The following is a 25,771-nucleotide window of genomic DNA, read 5'->3' on the forward strand; positions in this document are numbered from 1 at the left end:
TAATACTAAACTTCATTAAAAATAAAAAATTATAATAATTACAATAAGTTTCAAATACTTGTTAAATAGCATAATTCAAAATTTATGAAATATGTGTTATTTAAATGAGGAATAGTACAATTTGATACATTGAAAAAGACAGAGGGAAAATATGGGAAATAAAAAAAAGAAAGAAAAATATAAAAATATTGAAAATAACGATAAAAATTTTCATAAGGGAAAAAAAATTAGTGGAAAAAATTACAATATAAAAAAAGAAAATGAAAAAAATCAAAAGATGGAACTTAAGGAAGAGAGAGAACTAAAGTATTTAAGACAGGTTCTTGTAGAATATGAGTTTACTTTTCAGGAAATACTGCAGCTGTTGGAATGGAGCCAGAAAAAGCGGAAAATGTATAAGCAGCTTTTGAATGCCTGGGAAGAAAGTGGCGATATTTATTTGAAAAGGAATGGAAGATATACCTTGCCTGAGAAGGAAGGGTTTGTGAAAGGTGAAATTTCTATTTCGAGCGGAAATTTTGGATTTCTTGATATTAATGGGGAGGCTAGCGTCTTTATTCCCGGAACTTATTTGAATACAGCTATGAATGGAGATACAGTTTTAGTACGTATTTTGAAGGAAAGTTCAGATGGAAAGAAGCGTGAAGGAGAAGTTTACAAAGTTGTAAAAAGAAATCGAGATGTTATTGTTGGCGTTTTTGAGCATAATTTAAGTTTTGGCTTTGTGCGTCCAAGAAATTCTCCAAAGGATATTTATATTCCAAAAAAATTGATAAAAGGTGCAAAAACTGGAGATTTAGTAGCTGTAAAGGTTGATTTCTGGGGAGATGAGGAAAGAAAGCCTGAAGGAGAGATTGTAAGCGTTCTGGGGAGTCCAAAAGATACGGAAGCATTGATTTCATCATTGCTTTTGAATGAAGGAATTGAGGAGAAATTTCCAAATGAAGTTTTGCAGGAACTGGACAAAATTGATGAGGATTTTTCGGAAGAACTAAAAAATCGAAAAGATTTGCGGCACCTTGATATTATTACAATTGACGGCTCTGATGCGAAAGATCTGGATGATGCAGTGTATGTGGAAAAAACAGAAGATGGGTATAAACTTTTTGTAAGCATTGCCGATGTTTCTTACTATGTACGGGAAAATACCGAGCTTGATACAGAAGCATTGAAGCGTGGAAACTCAATTTATCTTGTAGACAGGGTAATTCCTATGTTGCCAAGAAAATTGTCAAATAATTTATGTTCGCTTAATCCAAATGAGGATAAACTGACTTTTACTGTGGAAATGGATTTGGATAAAAAAGGTAAAGTTGTAAGAAATGATTTTTACAAATCGGTTATAAAATCCAAATACAGAATGACTTATGAAAATGTAAATACAATTTTGGAAAAAAATGAAGAATCTGAAGAATATCGAAATCTATATGATAAATATAGAAAAATTGATGAAATGCTAAAAAATATGCTGGAATTATCTAAAATTATCAGAAACAACAAAAAGAGACGTGGGAGCATTGATTTTGAATTACCTGAGATAAAGGTAGTCTTAGATGAGAATAAAGCCGTAAAGGACATCGTATTGCGTTCTAGAGGGGAAGCAGAAAGAATTATTGAAGATTTTATGGTTATTGCAAATGAAACTGTGGCGGAAAAACTTTTCTGGGAAGAAATTCCAGCAATTTACAGAGTCCACGAAGATCCTGACAAGGCAAAAGTTCAGGCATTGAATGAAACTTTGATAAAATTTGGATATTCCTTAAAAGGATTGGAAGAAATGCATCCTGGCAAATTTCAGAACATAATAGAAAGGACAACAGGACTGCCAGAAGGGTATTTGATTCACAAATTAATTTTACGGGCAATGCAGCGTGCAAGATATGCCAACAAAAATCTGGGACATTTTGGTCTTGCTTCTAAATATTATTTGCACTTTACATCACCGATACGTCGTTATTCTGACTTAATTGTTCATAGAATGCTTGGACGTTCGATTGAAAAATTTATGAACGAAAAAGAAAAGGCTAAATATGGAGCTAATTTTGAAGCAATTGCCTCAAGTATTTCGAGAACTGAAAGAGTAGCGGATAAACTGGAAGAAGACAGTGTAAAAATCAAGTTGATTGAGTATATGCAGGATAAAATTGGACAAGTTTATATTGCTAGACTTAGCGGGATGAATAAAAATAAGATATTCATGGAACTGGAAAATCACATAGAAGTGGTTTACAATGTTACAACAGCACGTGATAATTTTATTTATGATGAGGAAAACTTTAAAATTGTGGATAAAAGAAATAATGAGTCCTACACTATGGGAAGTACAATGAAAGTGAGTATTGTAAGTGCAAGTTATGCAAAAATGGAAATTGAGGTTATACCTTATGTGGAAGAAAAAGTAAAAATTGAAGAAACCGAAGAAGAATAAAAAACAAAGTAACAAAAGGAGGGAAGATGCCAGTATTAGCCAGAAATAAAAAGGCTTTTCACGATTATTTCATAGAAGACAAGCTGGAAGCAGGGATTGAGCTTGTGGGAACAGAAGTAAAATCGGTAAAAGCTGGAAAAGTGAGTATAAAAGAAAGCTTTATAAGAATCATATGTGATGAAGTTTTTGTAATGAATATGCATATTACACCTTATGAATTTGGAAATATCAACAATGTAGCAGAATCTCGTGTGAGAAAATTACTTTTGAATAGACGTGAAATAAAAAAATGGAGCGAAAAAATTAAGGAACAGGGTTATACCATTGTCCCAATTTCAGTTTATACAAAGCAAAGGCTTGTAAAAATGGAAATAGGGCTTGCAAAAGGTAAAAAGATGCACGATAAGAGAGAATCGCTTAAAAGAAAAGATATTGACAGGGATATGAAGAAAATTCAAAAGAATTTTACTAGATAAATATTTAGATAAAGAAATAATAAGTTTATAAAAATAAAAAAAGAGGGACTATCATAAGATTTGTCTTTCTTTTTTATTTTTAAATACTAAAAAGAAAAACTACTTATTCAAATTATCCCTAAATTTTTAATTCTATTAAAATTTTTAAAGCTTAACCAAGTATTCAGTTAATTCCTCAATTGTGTTAAAAACTGTACCGTAATCTAAAACAGGACGTTTAATTGCCAAAATTGTAACACCACATTCCTGACAAGCTTCTACTTTTTGCAGTTCTCCTCCAGTTTCGCCACTTTCCTTTGTAATTAAGTAATCTATTTTTAGGTCTTGCAACATTACAATGTTCATATTTTTTGAAAATGGTCCTTGCATAGCAATGATATTTTTAGGTAAATATCCAAGTTCTTCTGCACTTTTTATCGAAGAAGTTGTTGGTAAAATTCGTACAAATAAATTATTTTTATCACTAATTTCGTTTATTTCGGCTAAAGTATTGGAACCCAGTGTACTAAGCACATTTTTATTTTCAAATTGTTGTAAGTATTTGATTACTTCCTGTAAATTTTGAAATTTGAATACATTCTCGTTTCCATAATCAACCATTTTTCGCTCAAATCTTATATATTTTACTTTTTTCTCTTGATTAGCCCTTTCATTTAAGTAACTTACCATTGAGATGACTGTACGACTAATATTTTGTGCGTATGGATGACTCGCATCGACAATTAAATCAATATTTTTTTCCAAAATCATATCTTCAATTTGCAATACATTCAATCTTTCTGAAATTACTTCCACATTCTCATTTTTAGCTACATCTTCAAGTAGTTTTCCTCCATATTCAGTTGCAGTGCTAATAATAATCTTTTTATCTTTCATTTTTAAAATCTCATCTAAAATATTTCTAGAATCTTTCGTTCCACCAATTATCCAAATTCTCATTGTATTATTTTCTCTCCTTAATTTTTTTATGTATGTTTGGAATTTATTTAATACTATAAAATTATTTTACAAACTCTTTAATATCAGATTATTAAAATCAAATATTATTAGAATTTGAGGATATTTTTTATAGTATTATAAAATTTTCAAAATTTCTATTTCTTTGTATTTTTCATAAAAGTTAAAATAATCTATTTTCATAAATTTTAAAAAATTACTTCATAGTGTATTTTCCATTTTTGTAAACAAAAATTTTATATTCTCCATTACCAATTAATTTTCTTTCATCCAGAGCATGTGATTTCTTATTTTCGATATAGTTAAAAAACAATTCCAAAACAGTTCCATGTGTAATAACTAAGATATTTCCATTACTGTTTTGCTCTGTAATTTTATTCAATCCTTGTAAAAATCGTTCTAGCCCATCTGTCAACTCTTCCCCTTGGACATTCTTTGCACAATAATTTTTTACATCATAGAAATAATTATGAGCTTCTTCAGGATATTTTACAAAGATTTCTTTAAAGCTCATCCCTTGCCATTTACCAAAATAAATTTCATTTAATTCATTCAATTTTTGTAATTTCAATTTTTCATGTTGATTTTTCTTTTTCTCCACATTATTATTTTCTAAAAGAATTTTAGCTGTTTCAATTGTTCTTTCCAGTTCACTTGTATAAATGGCTTTAAAGTCAATATTTGCAAGAATCAAGGCTGTGTTTCTAATTTGATCTTTTCCCTTCTCTGTAAGAGGTGAATTTAACTGCCCTTGAAATTTCTCCAGCACATTCCATTCAGTTTGTCCATGCCTAACAATATACAAGTTCAATATTTCTTTCATTTCTCTTTTTACGACCAATTATAATAACCTTTTATTTATAAGATAAATTGTAATATTAAATGGGATATTACATTTATCTAGTTTTTATAAATTTAATTTTAAAACCATTTAAATAATTTCAATTTTTTATTTTCAAAAGTATGCTGTATTAATTTTTTTTAGTCGTATTCTCCTTTCTACACTTTTTAATTATTATAATAATATTTTGAAATTAAACTCAAAAGTTATGGATATTTTACTCAAATCTCAAAAATATTTGATTTAATGATAGCTTTTATCCAAAAAGTTAGTTCAATAAAAAAAATCGAGTATAATTTAAAATATTATTCTCTAAAAATTAACTTAATTTTTAATTTACGAATACTTTATATCATATTGAATAAACTTTTTCAACACTTTTTTATTTCTTTTTTAAACATAATATTGAAAAAAATTTTAGAATAATTTTTTGCTTAAGTTTAGGTCTTTATATTTTATTATCACTTAAAAAAGAATAAAAATTTCAATGTTTATTAAATTTTAAATGATATCAAAACTATTTATACTAAACCCTATTTAAATAACGAAATTATTCCAAATTTTTAATCCAAGATAAGGTTTTGTCGCAATGAGCAATCCTACGAAAATAAGAAGAAAAAACATAAGATTATGAAAAAATATTTATTAATCAAAATATCTAAAAAATAATTTAATGATTATAAATTAGCTATTAAACAAGCCTATTATAAAAATTAATTCCTATTTTTAAACGAGAAATAATACTAATTTATTAAATAATCAAATAAAGTAAACAATAAAAATATATCAAAAATTAGAAGCAGAAAGACAATAACGAATTTAAAATAAAAATATGTATAAGAGAAGCACTTTTTAAAATTAACTTTAGATACTATATTTTTTTTTAAATCCGAGTAAAGAAAAAATTAAAAGGATTAACTTCTGCTTTATACAGAAATCAATCCTTACTGTGTAGTTAAATTATATATTTGACTTTTTAAGGTTGGTTCAAATAAATATTAGTACAAGATAACTTTTGTTAAATTATTTATTTTGTACTTGTGTTTGTATTTGAAGTTGAATTTAAAATATCTTTGCTTAGTACAGAGTAAAGCAGGTTAATATATCTTTTCGCTGCATGAGGTTTTGGATGTGTTCCGTCTTTGTAGAAATACTGCTGTTTACCTTTTGAGTATGAATACCAGTCAATTACCTTTATATTTGGATTCTCAGCACTTGCCTTTTTAATTTCCGCATTAACACTATCTTGCCATGGATCAGGCATAACTGTGTTTATAAAGTAAATATCATGTCCCTTCAATGTTTCCAAAACAGATTTCATATCCTTTTCGTAAATTGTACCATTTGTTCCAAGTGCAATTACTATAATTTTTTTTAATTTTCCACTCTGAGCATAATTTGTTAACATCTTTGGTAATTCATAAAATTGACGTCCAACTTTTGTTTCAATAATTGCGTTTGGATATTTTTTCTTTAAGTCAACTTTTGTCATATCCAATACAGAATCTCCGATAAACAATATTTCCCTTTCATCATTAGGATATTTTTGCAAAATTTCATCTTGAATTTTTGATTCTTCTTCAATACCTTTTGATGGAGTATTTATTGCATTAAGAAGTTCGTCCATTGTTAAATTTCCAGTTTGTGTTGCTGCTGGAGTAGTTGTAGGTTGAGAAGGTTTAGTATCTTCTACAGTTGCGTTAGCTGCCGCAGCTTGTGCTGCTTTCATTTCCTCCAAATCTTTATTTTCATAAATTGGAGAGTATATTAAAATTGCAAAAATAGAAATTAAAACAGGGTAGCTTATATATTTTATACTTTTTTTCTCAAATAAAAAGTAGCTTAATTCCGAAATTGCCACTAAAACAATAATTTGAATAAAAAATTGCTGAGTGTTGGATAGTTTTGTCCATTTAAAATATTCACGTGCAAATATCATAACTGGATATTGCCACAAATAGTATTGATATTGATGTTGTCCTAATCTTATTATTGGATTAAAGATTTTTTTATATTTTGAAAGATTGAATTTTTGTAATTCAGGTTTTGAGAATAAAACAATTGTAAATCCTATCAAAATACTTGATAAAAACATTAGTCCATAATAATTGTAAGCACTTCTGTAATCTAGTCCAAAACAAAAGAAAATTAATGAAAATAACCCTAAGATTCCTAAAACAGATATAATTTTTTTCTCGGTATTATTTTTTATTTTCCTATTTGTATAAAAACATGCTATTGCAGCAGGACAAAAGAATGCAAAGGCTCTCGTGTCAGTTCCATAATATATTCTTGAAAAATCTGCTCCTTCTGGAGATTTTGAAGTTGTATAAAATACGAAAGCCATTATTAAAGCAGAAATTATCCCAATTCCTGAAAAAATAATTCCAATTGTATTATTTTTTAATTTCATTTTTTTAAGTCCTTGTACTAAAAATGGGAAAAATATATACATTTGTATTAAAAATGATAAAGCCCAAATATGTGTTAACGGTAATATAATCCCAAAATTATCAAAATAGGACATTTTTGAAAAAATCTGATAAATATTGTTTAATCCCAATATGGAAAATATCGCACTATATTTATATTTCATTTCAAGTCCGTTGTTTACAAAATATAATGCAATGGTTGAAGCTAGAATTACAATTAACAAACTTGGATAAACTTTTCTTAGCCTTCGGTTAATTACTGAAAAAATTGTAAAATCTCTGGAAAGAAGACCGCTTGTAACCAAATATCCGCTTAGTGCAAAAAATATAACAACACCGATGTAAGTTCCTTTATAGGAAAACCAATGATAAACACAGATAAGTATAAGTGCAATTGCCCTTAGTATATCTAAACTCTGTATTCTTTCTTTTTTCATAAATAAGAAAATTCCTTTCTTTAAAATTTGTATTTTGTAAAATAAAAACTACCTTAAAACAAACTTTTTAAAATTGTATGAAATAATACAGCTTAACTTTTTTAGTTTGAAATTAAAGTAGTTTTATAAAAATTATTTAGTCAAATTAGTTATTTTATTTAATTGAATATTTTGGGCTTTGGCTATATTTGAAGAATTATCTTTTGCAGATTCAGATTTTCTAGTTTCTCCAAGATAATGTTTTTTAATTTCGTTAGTTAGAAAGTCTGCATAATATTTTTGTCCGTTATCATTTAAATGAGTTCTGTCTTTATAGAAATATTCATTTTTACCTTTCGCATAAGAGTACCAGTCAATTAGGTAAGCATTACTATATTGTGCAACTTTTTCTTTTAATTTGTTATTTACTTCTTGTTCCCAAGGGTCTTTGTGAGCAGTATTCATAAAGAATACATCTTTCCCTTTTGCCATTTCCATAACATAATCAAAATCTTTATCTGTAAATTTTCCGTTTGTTCCAAGATGTACAACTAATACTGTTTTTAATTTATCCTCTTCTGCTAATTTAGTAACAATCCCTGGAAGTGTTGAAAATTGACGTGATATTTTTGTATCAAAATAAGGATTTTTGAAGTTAGGACCAATATATTTTTTACTGCTATTCATTATCGAATCTCCAACAAATACAATATTTTCAGGTACTTTCCCACTAAATATTTCTTTGGCAATGATAATTCCAGAACCAAAAACTAATATTACTAAAAATAAAAATAATTTTTTCATAATCTTTCTCCCTTTTGTATTTTTTACTATAATTTTTGTTTATAAAACTTTTTTTCAAAAAAACTTTTAAACATAATATTATAAGACATTATTTTTCTTTTGTCAAATTTTTTTAAAAATGATTTTTTTAGTAAAAAATATGGAGAAAATTTCAATCTAATCAGTTGCCATTATTATTCTGTAATTATTCTCTGGGTTTAAAAATACCATTTTTTTTAATTTTGTATCATAAGCATAAGCTAAAGGCTCATTGCTTACTTCTTGAAGAATTGTGCCTCTTTCTAATTTCAATCTTACTATTTCTTCTTTTCTTGAACCAGAATTATCCTGTTCTGGAGATTCATCTACATATCTTGTTAAAAAATATCCTTGACTGTCCTTTTGAATTTTAAAGCTTTCAGATGTGTCTGTGTAACCAAATATTTTATTCAAAAACTTGTCTTCATGCAAATCACCATCTGTCGTATACTCTTCATCCATCCCTTTTGCGTAATTGCCTTCTCCATCTGAACTTGAATTTTCATTACTGGATATTTCCTTATTTTCAGTTTGTTGTGGTTGTTCCACATTTTGAACATTTTGTGTATTATTTTCAGGTACAGTGGCAGAATTTTCTTTGTCGTTATTTCCGCAAGATAGTACACCTATAGCTAGTATTGTTATAAGTAAAAAAATTTTTTTCATATCTAATTCCTCCAAATCTAATTTTTAAAGTAAACAAAATTCCGTTTTGTTGTATTTGAATTATATAATATTTTTTTTGATGTGTCAAGTTTTTTTGACAGTAAATAAAATACTGCTTTAAAAAATATAAAAAAATAAAATACTTATAATAATTTCATTTGAAAAATTTTAAAAATAAATTCAAAAAGTAGATTGACAATTGTATTAAATAGGGTATCTTTATAATGAAAGATACTAGTTAATGTATCAAAATTTAGGAGGAGGATTTGTTATGAAAAAATTGTTACTAGGTTTTATCTTTATTTGTGCCTGTACAACAACTTATGCTTACCCTAAAGATATAAACATAACCAAAAGTGAAGGAGCTTATATAAGAGGACATTTTACTACCTTATTTGGAAAAAACTCTATATGTCAAAATATAGGAAGAACTTATGTTAATTATCCCGACATTTATGATGGAAAGAGACAAGACTTAAATAAAGCTCTGTTAAATCTTATTAAAAAAGGAGGAAACTATACTCCACAAGGTTCTCAGCCAGAGGGTTCTGATCCATATATTGGTGAAGTAGGATATTGGTATTTTAATAACTGTAAATTATTTCCAAGTGGAATAAGAAAAATTAAAGCACTTGATTATTTTTACGGACATATGATGTACTTTGAAGAAGAAGGTTAAAATTAAACTTTGAGTACAATTTGCAAGAGCGTTATTTAAATATTAAAATTAGTATAATATATTAAACAATTATAATAAAAAATAAAAACATAATCTAACAAACTGGGAATTTAAATTTAAGTTTGAAAGGTTATGTTTTCATATACTAATGATTATCTAGTTCAAAATTAATGATAAGATTGTATTTCTTTAACAGTTTGAATTTTTTATTATATGTTATTTTGTTTTTATTGTATTTGTATTTTACACATTAACATTAAATAATAACAAAAAATTTGTAAAGTAGTAATAAAAAGATTTTATAATATTGATTTTGTCTATTTCTACAATATAATTTGCCACTAGGTAAAAAAGAGAATATGTTCTCGTAATGTTCATTTTCTATTTAATTATAGGAATATAACTTATAAAATAATTTTTAGATTTATAGTTTTCTATATACTTTTTGTTAATGATACTTTAGAAATATCTAGTTTTATTTTTAAACCTGTCAAATATGATATGTTTAAAGTCTAGATTCTATTTTTTAAAATTTTAAAATCATATTTTTCTTGAGCAATTTTTCCAATTGATAAAAGAGAATAATAGTTCACTTTATTAGGATAACGAGAAGCTGGATGATAATAATCAATTATAAGAATATTTTTCCATTTAGCAATTAATGAATTCTCATATATTTCCATATCATCTAATATTTGTTTCAAAAATTTAAACGTTTTTCCACAAATAATAATATCAGGATTTATAAGTTCTATTTCTTTTTTTATCCTTTCTTTATCCAAGTTAATAAATTGTTGCAAATCTTCATTATTCGATATTTTTTCTCCATTACTTTTTTTTATGTTAACAACAGCTATATTTTGAATCGTTGTCTGAAAATTTTTATCAGAATAATCAGAAATATTTTCAGAAAATGAATTATAAATAGCTTGAGTCCACATTGCTACTTTTTTCCACATACTCCAAGGTTCTTTTTCTTTTAACATTTTAGTAAGATTAAATCCATTTTCATTTGTATCATAAGCTTCTTTTAAAAAATAACAAACTTTAGGAGTAGATTGATTTTTCCATTTATCATAATTAACAATTCCATCAGAAATAAATTTTCTATATCCCTTTTTTTCATGTTGTTTTTTCCAGTTTTCTAAAAGAATTTCCAGCTCCTTCATTACAGAATTCTCCTTTTTTATTATATACTTGTGTTTCTTGAAATTTTGATTTATTTTATTATTTTATTAATAAAATAATCATCTTCATGAATTTTGATGTCTTTGAAAAAAGCTCTTTTTTCGCCTGTTGAAAAGCAATTGTTAATCATCTTTAGAATTTGTCTTTTTTCCCATTTATCTGCACGATAATAATAATCTTTAATTTCAAGTAATTCTCCCCTTGATAACTTTCCTTCTAAAGATTCTAATAGGGCTCTTCCGATATAATCTCCTGAATTCCTTTTCAAATTTCTAAAAGAACTTAATAGAATTTCTTTATTTTTAAATATAGGAATTGAATATAACCTTACTAAGTATACTTGGATATATTCAGGTATGTCTACATTTACCATCCATTCTTGAAAATTATCTTGAATTTCAATTATATCCTCTTTTTTCATACTTTCACATTTTATTACAGTATCAACAAAATATGGTATAAATTGAGGGAATTTTTTTAATATGTTAGGTAAATCTTTAAGTCGATAATATTCTTTTTTTGCAATAATAGTACGTATAACTGTTGTAATTGTCTTTTCTTCTATCAACATATCTTTTTTAGCATTATTAATCAAAGTATCTAAATCATTTTCTTTTAATGTCGTAGTCTCTGTACTAGATAATTTTCTAAATTTGCTAGGAATAAGACCTGAATAACCCCTTATTATTTTTGGGAAATTGGAATTTTTATCTCCATTCAAGTTAAAATTATTTTCATCACTTTTATTTTTTTGTTTATTGATATTAGAAATATCTTTAATTTTAGTTTTTTGTGTATTTAAAAACATTCCTTCTTTACTTAGTTTTAGTGTTAATAGCGCAAGATTATTATGAGCTTCAAATGAATTTTTTGCAAAAATTCTATAATCATCTACAAATCTACAGAAGTTGATTTTTTTTGATATAAGATAGTTATCAACTTCTATTAGTGCAACTTCTGCAGGTATTCGTGAAGCATTAGAGTCAACAGGCAGACCATAAGAATCTCTATTTGCCCAATATAATAATAATTCATTAATAAGAGAAATTATACTTTCATCAATTTTTGGATTTGACCTTAAAATAGATTCAATTCTATGGATATTTAATCTATCATAAAAATTTGATATATCACATTCTACAACAATTTTATTCTTAGGAAGTGTACTTTTCTCTAAAATTTTTTGTTTAAAAGCAGTGTAGTGGAAATTTTTATTAAAAAGTCTACCCTTACCCTTAAAATTTTCAAATCTATAAGAAAAAACTCTACTTCTACGTTTATTTACTCGCATTTTTTCAATTTCACTGGCAATACTAATTACTAATGTTAAATATACGATTTCATCATAAATATCAATTAAAGCGCATTTTCTATAATCTGCTAAATTTTTTTTAGGTACTAATACATGTCCTAATTTATGGATTTTCAGTTGTGAAAAATGATTTTCTTGAATAGCGGAACAAATTTCGCTACAAATTTCCTTTTTTACTTTATCAATCTTTAAATAGTCAATTTCAAAAGCCCGATTAAACAATTCTACATCTGTAGTTCCTTCATATAATATATTGTCTATGGCTCTAAAACAAGCTTTTCTTAATGTCTCTTTTTTTAACATAAATTTTAAAATATCTCCTTAAAAATAATGCTATGTTCTACTTTTGTAAATAGTATAAAAATTTTAAAACTTATTATCAATTTAAATATTAATATTTTTGTTTTCTTTTTTTATTTTTCTAATATTAAAGCTCTTTTCTAAATTAGTTATATACTCATTCATTTAAGTAATGAAGACTTTACTCCCACTCAATAGTTCCTGGCGGCTTAGAAGAAATATCATACACAATTCTATTTATTCCGTTTACTTTGTTTATAATCTTGTTTGACACTTCCTCAAGGAATTCGTAAGGCAGTTTTGACCATGTGGCAGTCATAAAATCGATTGTATTTACTGAACGAATAGCTGCTACGTATTCATAAGTTCTTTGATCGCCCATTACTCCAACAGTTTTTACAGGTAGTAATGTTACGAATGCCTGATCTACTTTGTCGTAAAGTCCTTTTTCCATTAGTTCTGTGATGAAGATGTCGTCGGCTTCTTGAAGGATTTTTACTTTGTCAGGGGTTACTTCTCCGATAACTCTGATTCCAAGTCCTGGACCTGGGAATGGGTGTCTTTTTATAATTGTGTCAGGTAGTCCAAGTTCATGTCCTACTTTTCGTACTTCGTCTTTAAATAGCTCTTTTAAAGGTTCAAGTAATTCAAATTGCAAATCTTCTGGCAATCCTCCTACGTTATGGTGAGATTTTATTGTGTGGGAAGGACCTTTTATAGACTGAGATTCAATTACATCTGGGTAAATTGTTCCTTGTGCTAGGAATTTTGCACCTTCCTGTCCTTTAAGTTTTCTGATTTCTTCGTTAAATACTTCGATAAATTCGTTTCCAATGATTTTTCTCTTGGCTTCAGGCTCATCTACGCCTTTTAATTTATTTAAAAATCTGTCTTTTGCATCAACAAAAACAATGTTTAAGTCAAAATGCTCCTTGTAATATTCTAAAACTTTTTTTCCTTCATCTTTTCTTAGAAGACCGGTATCTACAAACATACAAGTAAGCTGGTGTCCGATTGCATTGTTAATCAGAACTGCGGCAACTGATGAATCTACTCCACCAGAAAGGGCAAGCAGCACGTGTTCATCTCCAACAGTTTCCTTGATGGATTTTGTTTTTTCAGTAATAAAACTTGAAATTTTCCAGTTTCTTTCGCATTTACAGATGTTAAATACAAAATTTTCCAAAATTTGTGTTCCACATTCAGAATGTACTACTTCTGGATGGAATTGAAGTGCGTAAATTCCATTGTTATTTGTAATTGCAGCGATTGATGAATCTGTTTTTGCGATTATTTCAAAGCCTGTTGGCAATTCTGTGATGTGATCGTTGTGGCTCATCCAGATGTTAGAAGATTTTTTTACCCCTGTAAACAAAGGATTATTGTTATTTTCTACTTCTAATACAGCTTTTCCAAACTCCCTTGAATCAGCTTTTTCAACTTTTCCGCCATTTAAGTGTGTAATTAATTGCATTCCGTAGCAAATTCCCAAAATAGGAAGATTTAAGTTAAATACTTCAGGATTTACAGTTGGAGCGCCTTTTTCATAAACTGAAGCAGGGCCTCCTGAAAAGATGATACCTTTTACCTTTTCTTCTCCATTTTTTATTTTTTCAACATCAATTAAAGGTACAATTTCGCAATAAACTTCCATTTCCCTAATTCTTCGGGCAATTAATTGGCTATACTGTGAACCAAAATCGATAATAATAATTTTCTCTTTCACTTTCCACCTCTATCTATTAAATTTTTTTCATAAAACATAATTTTATGTAAATATTTTAGCATTATTTTTAAGTTTTTTCTATATATTTTTATAAAATTTAATTCTCAATTATTAAATTAGGTTAAATAAAATAGAAAAGCTTAGAAAAGTTGTTTTTTACTGAAAAATTAAAATCTCGGAAATTTATAATAAATATCTTTGTAGTTTAATAAACTGACGGAGATTTTATTTGTTTAACTACGAGTGTTTGAGGACTGCAAGGAGGAGTTTCGGAGTTGGGCAAATAAAAGTCGGAGTCTAGCCATAGGTATTGCGTAGCAAGATTGCTACAATTTTAATTATCAGGATAAACATTTATTGCAAGATAATGATTTGTGGCAATTAGCAATCCTGTAAAAAATAAGGAAAAAATACAATAAAAATAGTAAAAACTGTTATTAAATAAACTAATTTAATACTAAATCTCGTTTAAAAATGAAAATATTGAATTTTGTGAATTTATAAGATATAATAAATGTAAAAACTTTTGAAATAAAAAAATTAGACTTTTATAATTAAGAGAAAACTTAAAAAAAATTTAATGATAATGAAAAATTTTAGAAAGGAACATTTTTGATGGATATTGCAAAAAAAGTGAAATTAGAGAATAAGATGGGGACAATGCCAATTAATAAACTTATAATTAATATGTCGTTGCCACTTATTACTTCGATGTTTGTACAGGCATTTTATAATATTGTGGACAGTCTTTTTGTGGCTAGAATTAATGAAGAGGCACTTACTGCAGTTTCAATGTCGTTTCCTGCTCAGAATCTGATGATTTCGGCAGGGACTGGAGTTGGTGTAGGGATAACGGCTTTGATTGCGAGATATTTGGGAGCAAAAGATGAAAAAGGTGTAACACGGGTTGTGCATAATGGGATATTTTTAGGAATTTTGAATTCTATTTTGTTTGCTATTTTTGGGCTATTTTTTGCGAAATTTTATTTTGAGTTTCAAAAGGCTTCAGGACTTATTGAAACTTATGGAATTCAGTATTTGAGTATTTGTTCGATTTTTGCCTTTTCGATTATTTTGGAAATTACTTTTGAGAGAATGCTGATTGCGTCGGGGAAAACGATTTATACAATGATTACGCAAAGTACAGGAGCGATTATAAATATTATATTTGATCCGATTTTTATTTTTGGACTTTTAGGATTTCCAAAAATGGGGATTATTGGTGCGGCTGTGGCTACGATTGTTGGACAGACTGTTGCAATGCTAATGGCTTTGTATTTTAATATTAAGAAAAATCACGAAGTTCGTTTTGCTATCAAAAAGTTTGCGGTGCATTTTAAGACGATTGCGAATATTTATGAAATTGGTTTTCCATCAATATTTATGCAGTCTGCAGCGTCATTTATGATATTTCAGTTAAATAATCTTTTGGCTTCATTTTCAACGACAGCAACGGCTGTACTTGGAGTTTACTTTAAGTTGCAAAGTTTTGTTGTTTTACCAGTTTTTGGGCTAAACAATTCGGTTATTTCAATTGTTTCGTACAATTATGGTGCTGGGAAAATAAAAAGGCTTTTGAAAGCTGTGAAATTGGCAAATATTTATGCATTTGGTATTATGTTTGCTGGATTTGTTCTTTGTCAAACTTTGCCTGTTCCAATTCTTAAATTGTTTGATGCTTCAGATAATATGCTTTCAATTGGGATTCCTGCACTTAGAATAATTAGTTTTGCGTTTTTGATAGCACCGTTTTCGATTGTTTCAAGTGGGACATTTCAAGCTTTGGGTAAAGGTATATTTAGCCTTATTGTTTCATTAATTCGCCAATTAATTGTTATTCTTCCACTTTCCTATTTACTTGCTGGAATAATGGGAATTAACGGAGTTTGGATTGCTTTTCCAATGGCAGAAATTGTAGCTGGAATTTTGACAATTTTTTATCTGAAAAAACTTTATCAAAATGAGATTATGAAAAGAAAAATTAAACGACATAAATAAAAAAGAAACAGAATTCTAAAATTCACTTTCATACAGATTAAATTATTCTTGCAAAATTGCACATTAATAAACTATGTTCCCATATTTGTTCTTGCAGCAATAATAACCATTAGCTGTTTTATAGCATTCTATACCTATTTCATCATTATCTCTATCTCATTTAGATCATCCCAGTAACTTTTGATGAAAAATTTTAGATTGAAGAAAAATTAGATTGTATCTGAAAATGTAGAAAATTTGAGTTAAAAAATTTATAAAATATATGATTAAAGGAAAATAAATAAATTTTTTTTATCAAAAACAATAGGATAAAAAATGAAAAAATTTTGTAAAATTGGCTTTTTATGGAAGTATATATATTTTTTATAAAACTTGAAAAACACAAAATATTGTGTTATCATTATGTTATATTAACTATATATAGTGTTTTTTGTTAAAAATACGTTTGGATTATTGATAATGAAAAGGGGACTGGGAATTGATAGTTTGTAAATTTTTAGAGATAGGAAACTGGGTACAGAGAATGAGGGAGGAATAGAAATGCAACCACAATTGACAGAAAATTTGAAAAATATAATAGCAGGGATAGTGAATGTTGAGAGCAATGACACATGTAATGAGAATGCCAATATGTCTTCAATGACTCCAGCTGGACAAATGATGAAGTTTGCAAGTGAAGTGTCAAAGATTTATGCTTTGGAAAATTTGGTATCTCCAAAATTCAAGGAAGCTCATGAAAAAGGCTTTATTCATATTCACGATTTGGATTTTTATTCCAGTAAGACTACGACTTGTTTGCAGTATGACTTGGCAGATATGTTTGAAAAGGGGTTTTATACTAAGCATGGATATATTCGGGAAGCACAGAGCATTTCTACTTATGCGACTCTTGCTACGATTATTTTTCAGACAAACCAGAATGAACAGCATGGCGGACAGGCAATACCCTCATTTGATTTTTACATGGCAAAAGGTGTGTTAAAATCATTTAGACGACACTTAAAAAGAAGAATCTTGAGTTTTGCTGAAATTAGAAATGGAGTAGAAATTACAAAAGAATTTGAAAATAATGCAAAAGAATTTTTGTTAAAAAATATTTCATCAATTAAATGCAATGAAAATGAAATAAAATCACTTGAAGAATATTTTAAAATAAATAAAAATGATTTGATAAAATTGATGGTGGAAGCCTATGAAGATACTAAAAATGAAACTTATCAAGCAATGGAAGGATTTTTACACAATTTAAATACAATGCACTCACGTGGAGGGAATCAAGTCGTATTTTCTTCTATAAATTATGGAACAGACACTTCAGAAGAAGGGCGAATGGTAATTCGTGAACTGTTAAAGGCGACATCTAGCGGGCTTGGAAAAAATGAAACTCCAATTTTCCCAATACAAATTTTTAAAGTGAAGGAAGGACTTAATTACACTGAAAATGATTATAATTTAGCTCAAAGTGATTTTGATGAGGCACTGAAAAGTGTAAAAAATCAAAAAATTTCTTATGGGAATGACTTGGAAGATAAAAAAATAAAGTTTGAAGCGCCAAATTTTGATTTATTGCTGTTGTCCTGTGAAACTTCCAGCAGAAGACTATTTCCGAACTTTGTATTTTTAGATTCAGAATTTAACAAACATGAAAAATGGAGAATGGACGATCCTAAAAAATATAAGTATGAAATTGCAACAATGGGTTGCCGTACACGTGTTTTTGAAAACATAAATGGTGAAAAGAGCAGTCTTGGACGTGGAAATTTATCGTTTACGAGCATAAATTTTCCTAGAGTTGCAATTTTAACAAGAAAAAATGTGGAAAATAAAATTGCAGAAATGGAAAAAGCTAAAAAATTTGCAAATGAAGAAGAAAAAAATAATAAAAAAATAGAATTACTGACAAAGGAATTCCAAAAAAGAGTATTGGAACTAACTTATCTTGCAGGAGAACAGCTTTACGAGCGTTATAATTTCCAAAAAACAGCTTTGGCAAAACAATTTCCATTTATGAGAAGCAACAATCTGTGGAAGGGACTTGGTCTAAAAGACGGAAACGAGGAAGTGGCAGAAGCGATAAACTCAGGTTCACTTTCGATAGGATTTGTAGGTGGAGCAAACGCAATGTATGCTTTATTTGATGCAGAACACGGAACAAGCGAAATTGCCTATAAAGTGCTTTATGATACGATTGAAAAGATGGGGACAGTTGCAGATGAGTTTAGGGACAAATATCATTTGAACTATTCGATTTTGGCAACTCCAGCAGAAAGTCTGGCGGGAAGATTTTTACGTATTGATAAAAATGATTTTGGAGTAATCAAAAATGTCACAGACAGGGATTATTACGTAAATTCATTTCATATTGACGTAAAAAAGGAAATCAGTCTTTTTGACAAAATAAGAAAAGAGGCGCCATTTCATAAATTAACAAAAGGTGGGCATATTACTTATGTGGAACTGGACGGGGAAGCTCGTAAAAATATGGGCGTTATGCTAAAAATTGTAAAAGTAATGAAAGATACAGGAATTGGCTACGGATCGATAAACCACCCTGTTGACAGATGTAGAGATTGCGGAACCGAAGCGATAATTTATGATGAATGTCCAATTTGCAAAAGCCATAATATTTCTAGAATTAGAAGAATAACAGGCTATCTCACAGGAGATTTAGATAGCTGGAACAGTGCAAAGCAAGCTGAAGAGCACGACAGGGTAAAACACGGAGTAAGATAGGATAATTTTGAGATTTGTGAGAAAGAGGTAAAATAAAGTGGGCAAAGTCAAAGTTAAGGCATCAGAAAAAAATTTGAAAAATGATTTTACATTAAGACTCTTAATGACTTATAAAGAGACGATTGTTGACGGTGTTGGACTTCGTTATTCACTTTATTTTGCTGGCTGTTCCCACGCTTGTCCTGGTTGCCACAACGAATATTCGTGGAATCCAAAGCACGGGAATCTCCTAACTTATGAAAAATTAGAAGAAATTGCCAAAGAAATAAATGAAAATACGTTGCTTGATGGAATAACAATAAGTGGTGGAGATCCTCTTTTTAATCCAGTGGATATATTAAAAGTGTTAAAATTTTTAAAGGAAAAAACGAAAAAGAATATTTGGCTTTATACTGGCTATACGCTGGAGCAAGTGCGAGAAGATGAACTTCGGAGAAGATGTCTTGAGTATGTGGATGTTTTGGTGGATGGACGATTTGTGAAAGAATTGTATGATCCGAATTTAAAATTTAGGGGGAGCAGTAATCAGAGAATTATTAAGAAAGAAGATTTTTTTATTTGAATTTGGAAAAAAGTTTTTTTGTTAGTGAACTTTTGTAATAAAAGTTCTTTTTTTTCACGCAAAAACTAAAGTTATAGTTGTAAAAATTATAAAAAAATGATAAAATACGGGAAGTGTGTTAATTAGAAGTTATAATTTTGGTAAATATAAAAATGAATTAATAATTGTAACTACATAGATAAATTTATTACAAAACTAAAATAAAAATGGAGGATTAAAATGACAGAATTGGAAAAATCAAAGGCGATTATTCAATATATTGCCGATGCCAAAAAAACAACACCTGTGGAACTTTATACAGATGAAGAAATAAAAAATTCTTATTCGTGTAAAGTAATTGGAAATGAAGGATTAAAAGTTGTATTTGGTGATTGGGAAGAAATTGAAAAAATTATTAATGAAAATAATTTGACAAACTATTACTTGAAAAACGATAGAAGAAATTCTGGTGTACCTATGCTTGATATTAAAAATATTAATGCTAGAATTGAACCAGGAGTATTTATACGTGATAAAGTGAATATCGGGGACAGAGCTGTTATTATGATGGGAGCTGTAATAAATATCGGAGCTGAAATTGGTGAAGGAACAATGATTGATATGAATGCTGTGCTTGGTGGACGTGCAAAAGTTGGTAAAAATTGTCATATTGGAGCAGGAGCAGTAATTGCAGGAGTTATTGAGCCACCTTCAGCAGATCCAGTAGTTATCGAAGATGATGTTGTTGTTGGAGCAAATGCAGTTGTGCTGGAAGGTGTAAGAGTAGGAAAAGGTTCAGTTGTTGCAGCTGGAGCGATTGTTACGGAAAATGTTCCTGAAGGTGTAGTTGTAGCTGGAACGCCAGCTAGAATTATAAAAGGGGTAGATGCAAAGACAGCATCCAAAACAGAATTAGTTGACGCATTGAGAAATATTTAGTATTTTTTTAGAAAAATAAAAATAAAAAAGGTTTTATTAAATATATTTATACTATTTTATAAGTGAAATCAAATTTGAAAATGGTAAAATAATTTATAAATAATAAATATCTATAGTTTTGAATATAGCTTATAAAAAAATAATTAGGAGGAAAAATGAAAAAATTATTACTAATAGGAGCAATCTTAGTAACAGGAGCAATTTCATTTGCTGATGCAAAATCAGATTATGAAAATGCAGTAAAATTAGCAGGGCAAAAAAAAGTTGCTGAAGCTGTAAAAGTATTGGAAGGTGTGGCAAAAAGTAGTGACGCAGGATACGCACAAAAAGCAAACTTAGAATTGGGAGCATATTATTTGCAAGAAAATAATGTAACTAAAGCTAAACCTTATTTACAAGCGGCATGGGGAAATGGCCAAAGTACAAGTGCTGAAGCTGTGGAAGCTGCAAGATTATTATATTTAGTAGGAATTCAACAAAAAAATAAATCTGAAGCTGAAAAATATATTCTTTGGACAGATGAAAAAACAGATGGAAAAAATGCAGACATTACATCAAGTCTAATTATTTTCTATTTTGATAACAATGAACAATCAAAAGGTACTGCAAGATACAATAAAGCTGTACAATCTGCAAATAAAGACTTTGTAGCAGAAGTAAATTACAATATTGGACAATACTACTTAACAAAAAATAATCTAGCTCAAGCTAAATCATATTTACAAAAAGCATATACTGGAGCAAGTGACCGTGTAAATGGAGCTGGAATTTTACTAGCTGAAATTGCTATAAATGAGAAAAAACCAGCAGAAGCTGAAAAATATTTATTAGATATGAACACAGCTGCAAAAGGTAAAAATGGACAAATTTTAGGAATGTTAGGAACTTATTACTTGCAACAAAATAATCCAACAAAAGCAGAAGAATATTTAGCAAAAACAGTGGCTGCAGAACCTAAAAATGTAAGTGCAAAAATCTTATTATTAGGAATTTATGAAGTACAAAATAACACAGCAAAAATAACTTCTACTTATAACCAATTAAAATCATCAACACCAAAAGTTACTAACAAACAAATTGGAACTTATTTTGGAAGTGTAGGAGCAGCAGCATTATCTGAAAAATATTTACAAAAAGCAATAACTGAAGATAAAGATAACAGTGCAAAACTTATTTTAGGACAAGTTTATGCAGGACAAGGTAAAAAAGCTGAAGCAGTTAAAATTTTACAAGAAGCTGTAAACAATAAAGTAAATGGAGCAGCAGAAGTCTTGAAACAAGTTCAAGCAATGAAATAAATAAAATAAAAATTGTAAACTACAAAATTATCTGATATAATTAGGCAAGGCATCTTAACTTTAAATGTTAGGATAAATTGCCTATTTTTTTGGAATTTTTATGAAAAAGTTTTAAATTTATAAAAAAAGGAAGTGAGAACAATAAATAAAAAAATAATATTAATAGGCTTAATAATAAGTAGTCTAGCATTAAATGCGACAAGCTATAAAACAGTAAGAGAAGCTGTAAGAGCAAACACTCCTACAAAATCATCGAATACTCGAAATTCAAAAAATAACACAACAAATGAGGTTATTATTCCAAAAGGGTTAAAACCAGGAGATACAATTGGATTAATTGCACCTGCAAACTATACTAATGAAAATAGTAATGCAGAAATTGAATATTTGCAAAGCCGTGGCTTCAATGTGGTTTACGGACAGTCATTTTATTCGAGATGGTATGGATTCGGAGGGACTGACAGTGTTAGGGCAAAGGATATAAATGATATGTTTGCGAATCCTAATATTAATGCAATTTTTGCTGTGCGTGGAGGATATGGCGGAATAAGAATTGTAGATAAATTAAATTATGATGTAATCAAAAAAAATCCAAAAATTATTTCAGGATTTAGTGACAATACGACATTATTATTAGCAATCAATGAAAAAACAGGGCTTGTAACTTTTCATGGGCCTATGTCAGATAATTTAAAAAACATTCCATCAGTTACTGAAAATGCCTTTAACAAAGCATTTACAAGTAATGAATCGTATAATTTACTAGGGTTTGACGATACCTACACAATTATGAAAAGTGGACGTGGAACTGGTAAAATCACAGGAGGAAATTTGTCTCTTGTAGTTGCAACGCTTGGAACAGATCATGAGATTAATACAGATGGAAAAATATTATTTTTAGAAGAAACAAATGAGGCTAGCTACAGAGTGGATAGAATGTTAAAACAATTAAAACTAGCTGGAAAATTTGATAAATTGCAAGGAATTATACTTGGAGATTTTAAAAATCCAAAACAGTCAGATCCAACGGATATGACAATTGATGAAGTTTTTTATGATAATTTTGGACAATTAAATATTCCGATTGTAAAAAACTTTAAATCTGGACATGTAAGACCATTTATAACCGTTCCAATTGGAGCAAAAGCTACAATGGATACCTACAAACGTGAAATTATGATAGAAAAAGCAACAAAATAAAGCAAATAAAAAATACACTATTTAATAAAGTAAAATTTATTTTCTAGTGTATTTTTAATTACTCTTTTTTATCTAAATTATTTTAAGATTCCAATTAAATCAGTTAATAAGAATGGAATAAATACTTCACCATCAGCAAAGTTTGTAGCTTCACCTTTATTATAGAATATTACTAAAGAATCATTTTGTAAATAGAAGTTTTGATTTTTAGCAATAGCATCAAAGCTATCTATTTGTGGTAATCCAAATTGTTTGAATCTGTTGTTAATAACTCCTTTTAATTCTTCATTAAATCCATTTGTGAATAAGTCTTTAAGTTGTAATGATCTTCCGTTTTTTAAGTTGTACGAAATGGCATTATAAACTTTTGTTTTTTGTCCTGTGTCAGTATCTGTTATATTAATTGTAAATAAAACACTTAAATATGAGCTATTGTCAGCTGTAATCTCATAAGTAGTATTATAGCTAATATGTTTTGTAGATTTATAAGCTGAAATAAACTTATGCATAATTGCATTCATATTTTTTATAACGTCAGAATTTCTCCCTAAAAATGATGGATAAGAAATTCTTGATTTTCCTATGACTTTTATTTTTTTGGTAGTTTTTACAACACTTGGAGATGTTGGTGAAAACCCTTGAAATGTAAAAGTTGTGTCAATCTTTTCTTTTGCAAATGACAGATTAAATAAAATCAATGTCATAAAAATTAATGTTAATTTTCTCATTTTTATAATCACCTCAAAAATTTTGTTTTTAGCTAAAAAATTGGATTTAATTTCTAATCTCAATTTTGAAGTTATTTCAATATATTATATACTATATTTCATAAATAAGCAAACTTTTTTCATTATATATTTTAGTTAAGAATTATTTTTATTTTTTTGTTGTAATTGAAATTTTTTAAAAACATAAAATAAAACGCAAGGACTTTAGTTTGCCCTTGCTTAAAAGATTTTATTTTTACTAAGATTAGAATGAATCTGGTGATGACAATACTTTTAAATCTTTATCTATTTCAAATATTAAAGGTTTTCCTGTTGTTAAATTCAGTTTTAAAATATCATCATCTGAAATATTTAGTAAATATTTTATTAAAGCACGCAAACTGTTTCCGTGAGCTGCTACAATAGCATTTTTTCCTTCCTGCAAACTTTTTGAGATATGTGAGTGCCAGTAAGGCAGAACTCTTTCGATGGTATCTTTAAGGCTTTCTCCAAGTGGTGCTTCAGAATCAGATAAATCTGCATATCTTCTATCTGATTTTGGATAATATTCGCTTGATTTGTCTATTGCAGGCGGGGCAACATCAAAGCTTCTTCTCCAGATAAGGACTTGCTCGTCTCCATATTTTTTAGCAGTTTCAGCTTTGTTTAATCCTTGTAATGCTCCGTAATGACGTTCATTCAATCTCCAAGATTTGTAAACTGGAATGTATAATTCATCCAGTTCTTCCAAAACGTAATTAAGAGTTTTAATAGCTCTTTTCAAATAAGATGTGTAAGCAATGTCAAAAACTAATCCCATTTCCTTTAAGGCTTTACCGCCAGCCTTTGCCTCTTCCACTCCTTTTGGACTCAAGTCAACATCCTTCCATCCAGTAAATTTATTTTCCAAATTCCATTGGCTTTCACCGTGTCGAATTAATACTAGTTTCATTGTTTTCCTCCTTTTGATAAAGTCGTTTTATATTTGAACTAATAAAAAAGCGACTTTATTTTACTATTTTGTTTCAGTTTCTACAACTGCTTCTGCAGTAGCTGTGTTTGTAGATAATTCTTTTTCAGCAATTAAATCTTCAAGATGTTCCTTTGTTGTCATTAATTCTTCAAGGTTCATATTATCATAAGTTGCTTCTGAAGATGTTTTTATATTTATTCCTTGCTTTCTTAAAAAACTGTCAACTTTATTTTGATTTTTTTTGTACAGGTAATAACCTACTGCTACAGTTCCTACTGCGATTGCCGCTCCTACTAAATGTTCCTTTTTAATGTTTCCAAATTTTATCATTTTTATACCTCCAAATTTTTATTTGTTATTATTTTATCATTTATTAATTTTTATTGCAAAGCAATGTATTTGTCATCTGGCTCATTGCCTGCCCTGTTATTGAAAAATATGTGATCTATCAAATCACTCAGATTTTCAATAGAATTATCATTTCTTACATCTACAACATAATGAGATTTTCCATTATCAGCTTTTAAACGATAAATTCTTACTTCCTTGTTGGAAAAGTTATTTAATACAAGATGCCGTCCAAAAGTTGTAAACCACATAAGTGCTATCGCTGTAACCGATCTGTTTGCCAGATACGATTTGAGCAAATATAATGCAGGTAATATTTCAATGTCAAAAAAACCTTTACGTTGTGTTTCCCTGTAAGCATGCTCGATAATTGCTGCGGTTGTCAGCCCTGCTGTAAAGTTATTTATGCCTATTTGTAATTTTTCAACTTTACTTTTGCCAAGCCCATACAGGAAAGAAAGTAATATTGCGGCTCCAGAATAAACTGACAGTAAATCTATTGATTTTTCTTCAAAATCTTCAACAAGTTTTACTGAAGTCATACCATGTTCAACTGATAAGGCAGTTGCAGTTCGGTAAATTACTTCATCTATTGAAATTTCTTCAGGCTCAAATGTAACGAGCAAAGTATTTATAGTTTGATTATACCGTAAAGCTGTATTTTTAGTTTCAACTTTTATTGTTTCAAAAAATTTTTTTGTATTGGCAATATCGTGTGAAATTTTGAATCTGACACGATTCGGTAATTTATGCAGTATTATTAAGGTTAGTTTTTTCATATCTTATTCAAA

The 25,771-nt window shown here is 28.4% G+C and carries 21 protein-coding genes; 9 read left to right on the forward strand and 12 right to left on the reverse strand.

All coding sequences use genetic code 11. The features are described 5' to 3' along the window. The first annotated feature begins 151 nt into the window (after nucleotides 1-151). A complete protein-coding gene (gene rnr, locus QU666_RS01925; RefSeq protein WP_021769349.1) occupies nucleotides 152-2,428 on the forward strand; it encodes a ribonuclease R in 2,277 nt (758 codons plus the stop codon). Nucleotides 2,429-2,454: 26 nt separating this feature from the next. Next, nucleotides 2,455-2,904, forward strand: coding sequence for an SsrA-binding protein SmpB (gene smpB / locus QU666_RS01930; RefSeq protein ID WP_021769350.1), 450 nt, complete (start codon nucleotides 2,455-2,457; stop codon nucleotides 2,902-2,904). A 144-nt stretch (nucleotides 2,905-3,048) separates the two neighbouring features. Here smpB and cobK read toward each other — a convergent pair whose 3' ends face one another. From cobK to QU666_RS01955, 5 genes are all read right to left on the reverse strand, one after another. Then, complete coding sequence (cobK, locus tag QU666_RS01935; protein ID WP_021769351.1) at nucleotides 3,049-3,843, reverse strand: precorrin-6A reductase; 795 nt, start codon at nucleotides 3,841-3,843, stop codon at nucleotides 3,049-3,051. 214 nt (nucleotides 3,844-4,057) lie between these two features. Continuing rightward, the gene (locus QU666_RS01940; RefSeq protein ID WP_021769352.1) at nucleotides 4,058-4,684 is read right to left on the reverse strand and encodes a histidine phosphatase family protein; all 627 of its coding nucleotides are present in this window, start codon (nucleotides 4,682-4,684) and stop codon (nucleotides 4,058-4,060) included. Between the two features lie 1,045 nt (nucleotides 4,685-5,729). Further along, nucleotides 5,730-7,571 carry an acyltransferase family protein gene (locus tag QU666_RS01945; protein WP_021770130.1) on the reverse strand — a complete coding sequence of 614 codons (1,842 nt, stop codon included), beginning with the start codon at nucleotides 7,569-7,571 and terminating at the stop codon, nucleotides 5,730-5,732. 132 nt (nucleotides 7,572-7,703) lie between these two features. Continuing rightward, the gene (locus tag QU666_RS01950; RefSeq protein ID WP_021770131.1) at nucleotides 7,704-8,354 is read right to left on the reverse strand and encodes a hypothetical protein; all 651 of its coding nucleotides are present in this window, start codon (nucleotides 8,352-8,354) and stop codon (nucleotides 7,704-7,706) included. A 156-nt stretch (nucleotides 8,355-8,510) separates the two neighbouring features. Continuing rightward, complete coding sequence (locus QU666_RS01955; protein WP_021770132.1) at nucleotides 8,511-9,038, reverse strand: hypothetical protein; 528 nt, start codon at nucleotides 9,036-9,038, stop codon at nucleotides 8,511-8,513. Between the two features lie 271 nt (nucleotides 9,039-9,309). Between QU666_RS01955 and QU666_RS01960 the strand changes: the two genes are divergently transcribed. Next, nucleotides 9,310-9,717, forward strand: coding sequence for a hypothetical protein (locus QU666_RS01960; protein ID WP_232218486.1), 408 nt, complete (start codon nucleotides 9,310-9,312; stop codon nucleotides 9,715-9,717). Between the two features lie 512 nt (nucleotides 9,718-10,229). On the opposite strand, the gene QU666_RS01965 is transcribed toward QU666_RS01960, so the two are convergent. From QU666_RS01965 to guaA, 3 genes are all read right to left on the reverse strand, one after another. After that, nucleotides 10,230-10,886, reverse strand: a complete 657-nt coding sequence (locus QU666_RS01965) for a hypothetical protein (protein ID WP_021768643.1) — start codon at nucleotides 10,884-10,886, stop codon at nucleotides 10,230-10,232. 50 nt (nucleotides 10,887-10,936) lie between these two features. After that, nucleotides 10,937-12,520 (reverse strand): RNA-directed DNA polymerase, encoded by a 1,584-nt coding sequence (locus tag QU666_RS01970; RefSeq protein WP_021768642.1) that lies wholly within the window; start codon nucleotides 12,518-12,520, stop codon nucleotides 10,937-10,939. A gap of 178 nt (nucleotides 12,521-12,698) precedes the next feature. Further along, nucleotides 12,699-14,243, reverse strand: coding sequence for a glutamine-hydrolyzing GMP synthase (gene guaA, locus QU666_RS01975; protein ID WP_021768641.1), 1,545 nt, complete (start codon nucleotides 14,241-14,243; stop codon nucleotides 12,699-12,701). A gap of 615 nt (nucleotides 14,244-14,858) precedes the next feature. Here guaA and QU666_RS01980 point away from each other — a divergent pair. From QU666_RS01980 to QU666_RS02005, 6 genes are all read left to right on the forward strand, one after another. Continuing rightward, entirely contained in the window at nucleotides 14,859-16,241 is a 1,383-nt protein-coding gene (locus QU666_RS01980) for an MATE family efflux transporter (protein WP_021768640.1), read from the forward strand. Nucleotides 16,242-16,781: 540 nt separating this feature from the next. After that, the gene (locus QU666_RS01985) at nucleotides 16,782-18,974 is read left to right on the forward strand and encodes an anaerobic ribonucleoside triphosphate reductase (RefSeq protein ID WP_021768639.1); all 2,193 of its coding nucleotides are present in this window, start codon (nucleotides 16,782-16,784) and stop codon (nucleotides 18,972-18,974) included. 37 nt (nucleotides 18,975-19,011) lie between these two features. Beyond that, nucleotides 19,012-19,536, forward strand: a complete 525-nt coding sequence (gene nrdG / locus QU666_RS01990) for an anaerobic ribonucleoside-triphosphate reductase activating protein (RefSeq protein WP_021768638.1) — start codon at nucleotides 19,012-19,014, stop codon at nucleotides 19,534-19,536. Between the two features lie 219 nt (nucleotides 19,537-19,755). Further along, the gene (gene dapD / locus QU666_RS01995) at nucleotides 19,756-20,454 is read left to right on the forward strand and encodes a 2,3,4,5-tetrahydropyridine-2,6-dicarboxylate N-acetyltransferase (RefSeq protein ID WP_021768637.1); all 699 of its coding nucleotides are present in this window, start codon (nucleotides 19,756-19,758) and stop codon (nucleotides 20,452-20,454) included. A gap of 155 nt (nucleotides 20,455-20,609) precedes the next feature. After that, nucleotides 20,610-21,752 (forward strand): lipopolysaccharide assembly protein LapB, encoded by a 1,143-nt coding sequence (locus tag QU666_RS02000; protein WP_021768636.1) that lies wholly within the window; start codon nucleotides 20,610-20,612, stop codon nucleotides 21,750-21,752. Between the two features lie 132 nt (nucleotides 21,753-21,884). Then, nucleotides 21,885-22,952 (forward strand): LD-carboxypeptidase, encoded by a 1,068-nt coding sequence (locus tag QU666_RS02005; protein WP_021768635.1) that lies wholly within the window; start codon nucleotides 21,885-21,887, stop codon nucleotides 22,950-22,952. Nucleotides 22,953-23,029: 77 nt separating this feature from the next. Here the strand turns inward: QU666_RS02005 and QU666_RS02010 are convergent, their stop codons facing one another. The 4 genes from QU666_RS02010 to QU666_RS02025 all read right to left on the reverse strand — a co-directional run bounded on the left by QU666_RS02010 (nucleotide 23,030) and on the right by QU666_RS02025 (nucleotide 25,759). Continuing rightward, entirely contained in the window at nucleotides 23,030-23,680 is a 651-nt protein-coding gene (locus QU666_RS02010) for an RsiV family protein (protein WP_036070134.1), read from the reverse strand. A 244-nt stretch (nucleotides 23,681-23,924) separates the two neighbouring features. Next, the gene (gpmA, locus tag QU666_RS02015; RefSeq protein WP_021768633.1) at nucleotides 23,925-24,611 is read right to left on the reverse strand and encodes a 2,3-diphosphoglycerate-dependent phosphoglycerate mutase; all 687 of its coding nucleotides are present in this window, start codon (nucleotides 24,609-24,611) and stop codon (nucleotides 23,925-23,927) included. 63 nt (nucleotides 24,612-24,674) lie between these two features. Next, nucleotides 24,675-24,962 carry a hypothetical protein gene (locus QU666_RS02020; protein ID WP_021768632.1) on the reverse strand — a complete coding sequence of 96 codons (288 nt, stop codon included), beginning with the start codon at nucleotides 24,960-24,962 and terminating at the stop codon, nucleotides 24,675-24,677. A 50-nt stretch (nucleotides 24,963-25,012) separates the two neighbouring features. Next, nucleotides 25,013-25,759, reverse strand: a complete 747-nt coding sequence (locus QU666_RS02025) for a hypothetical protein (RefSeq protein ID WP_021768631.1) — start codon at nucleotides 25,757-25,759, stop codon at nucleotides 25,013-25,015. Nucleotides 25,760-25,771 lie beyond the last annotated feature (12 nt).

Origin of the sequence: Leptotrichia sp. HMT-225 (assembly GCF_030644325.1) — a bacterium.
Classification (GTDB): Bacteria; Fusobacteriota; Fusobacteriia; order Fusobacteriales; family Leptotrichiaceae; genus Leptotrichia; species Leptotrichia massiliensis.

Excerpts from the sequence above, each read along its gene's own strand:
- rnr (WP_021769349.1), top strand. The coding sequence starts at position 152 with ATGGGAAATAAAAAAAAGAAAGAAAAATATAAAAATATTGAAAATAAC.
- smpB (WP_021769350.1), top strand. The coding sequence starts at position 2,455 with ATGCCAGTATTAGCCAGAAATAAAAAGGCTTTTCACGATTATTTCATA.
- cobK (WP_021769351.1), bottom strand. The coding sequence starts at position 3,843 with ATGAGAATTTGGATAATTGGTGGAACGAAAGATTCTAGAAATATTTTA.
- QU666_RS01940 (WP_021769352.1), bottom strand. The coding sequence starts at position 4,684 with ATGAAAGAAATATTGAACTTGTATATTGTTAGGCATGGACAAACTGAA.
- QU666_RS01945 (WP_021770130.1), bottom strand. The coding sequence starts at position 7,571 with ATGAAAAAAGAAAGAATACAGAGTTTAGATATACTAAGGGCAATTGCA.
- QU666_RS01950 (WP_021770131.1), bottom strand. The coding sequence starts at position 8,354 with ATGAAAAAATTATTTTTATTTTTAGTAATATTAGTTTTTGGTTCTGGA.
- QU666_RS01955 (WP_021770132.1), bottom strand. The coding sequence starts at position 9,038 with ATGAAAAAAATTTTTTTACTTATAACAATACTAGCTATAGGTGTACTA.
- QU666_RS01960 (WP_232218486.1), top strand. The coding sequence starts at position 9,310 with ATGAAAAAATTGTTACTAGGTTTTATCTTTATTTGTGCCTGTACAACA.
- QU666_RS01965 (WP_021768643.1), bottom strand. The coding sequence starts at position 10,886 with ATGAAGGAGCTGGAAATTCTTTTAGAAAACTGGAAAAAACAACATGAA.
- QU666_RS01970 (WP_021768642.1), bottom strand. The coding sequence starts at position 12,520 with ATGTTAAAAAAAGAGACATTAAGAAAAGCTTGTTTTAGAGCCATAGAC.
- QU666_RS01980 (WP_021768640.1), top strand. The coding sequence starts at position 14,859 with ATGGATATTGCAAAAAAAGTGAAATTAGAGAATAAGATGGGGACAATG.
- QU666_RS01985 (WP_021768639.1), top strand. The coding sequence starts at position 16,782 with ATGCAACCACAATTGACAGAAAATTTGAAAAATATAATAGCAGGGATA.
- dapD (WP_021768637.1), top strand. The coding sequence starts at position 19,756 with ATGACAGAATTGGAAAAATCAAAGGCGATTATTCAATATATTGCCGAT.
- QU666_RS02000 (WP_021768636.1), top strand. The coding sequence starts at position 20,610 with ATGAAAAAATTATTACTAATAGGAGCAATCTTAGTAACAGGAGCAATT.
- QU666_RS02010 (WP_036070134.1), bottom strand. The coding sequence starts at position 23,680 with ATGAGAAAATTAACATTAATTTTTATGACATTGATTTTATTTAATCTG.
- gpmA (WP_021768633.1), bottom strand. The coding sequence starts at position 24,611 with ATGAAACTAGTATTAATTCGACACGGTGAAAGCCAATGGAATTTGGAA.
- QU666_RS02020 (WP_021768632.1), bottom strand. The coding sequence starts at position 24,962 with ATGATAAAATTTGGAAACATTAAAAAGGAACATTTAGTAGGAGCGGCA.
- QU666_RS02025 (WP_021768631.1), bottom strand. The coding sequence starts at position 25,759 with ATGAAAAAACTAACCTTAATAATACTGCATAAATTACCGAATCGTGTC.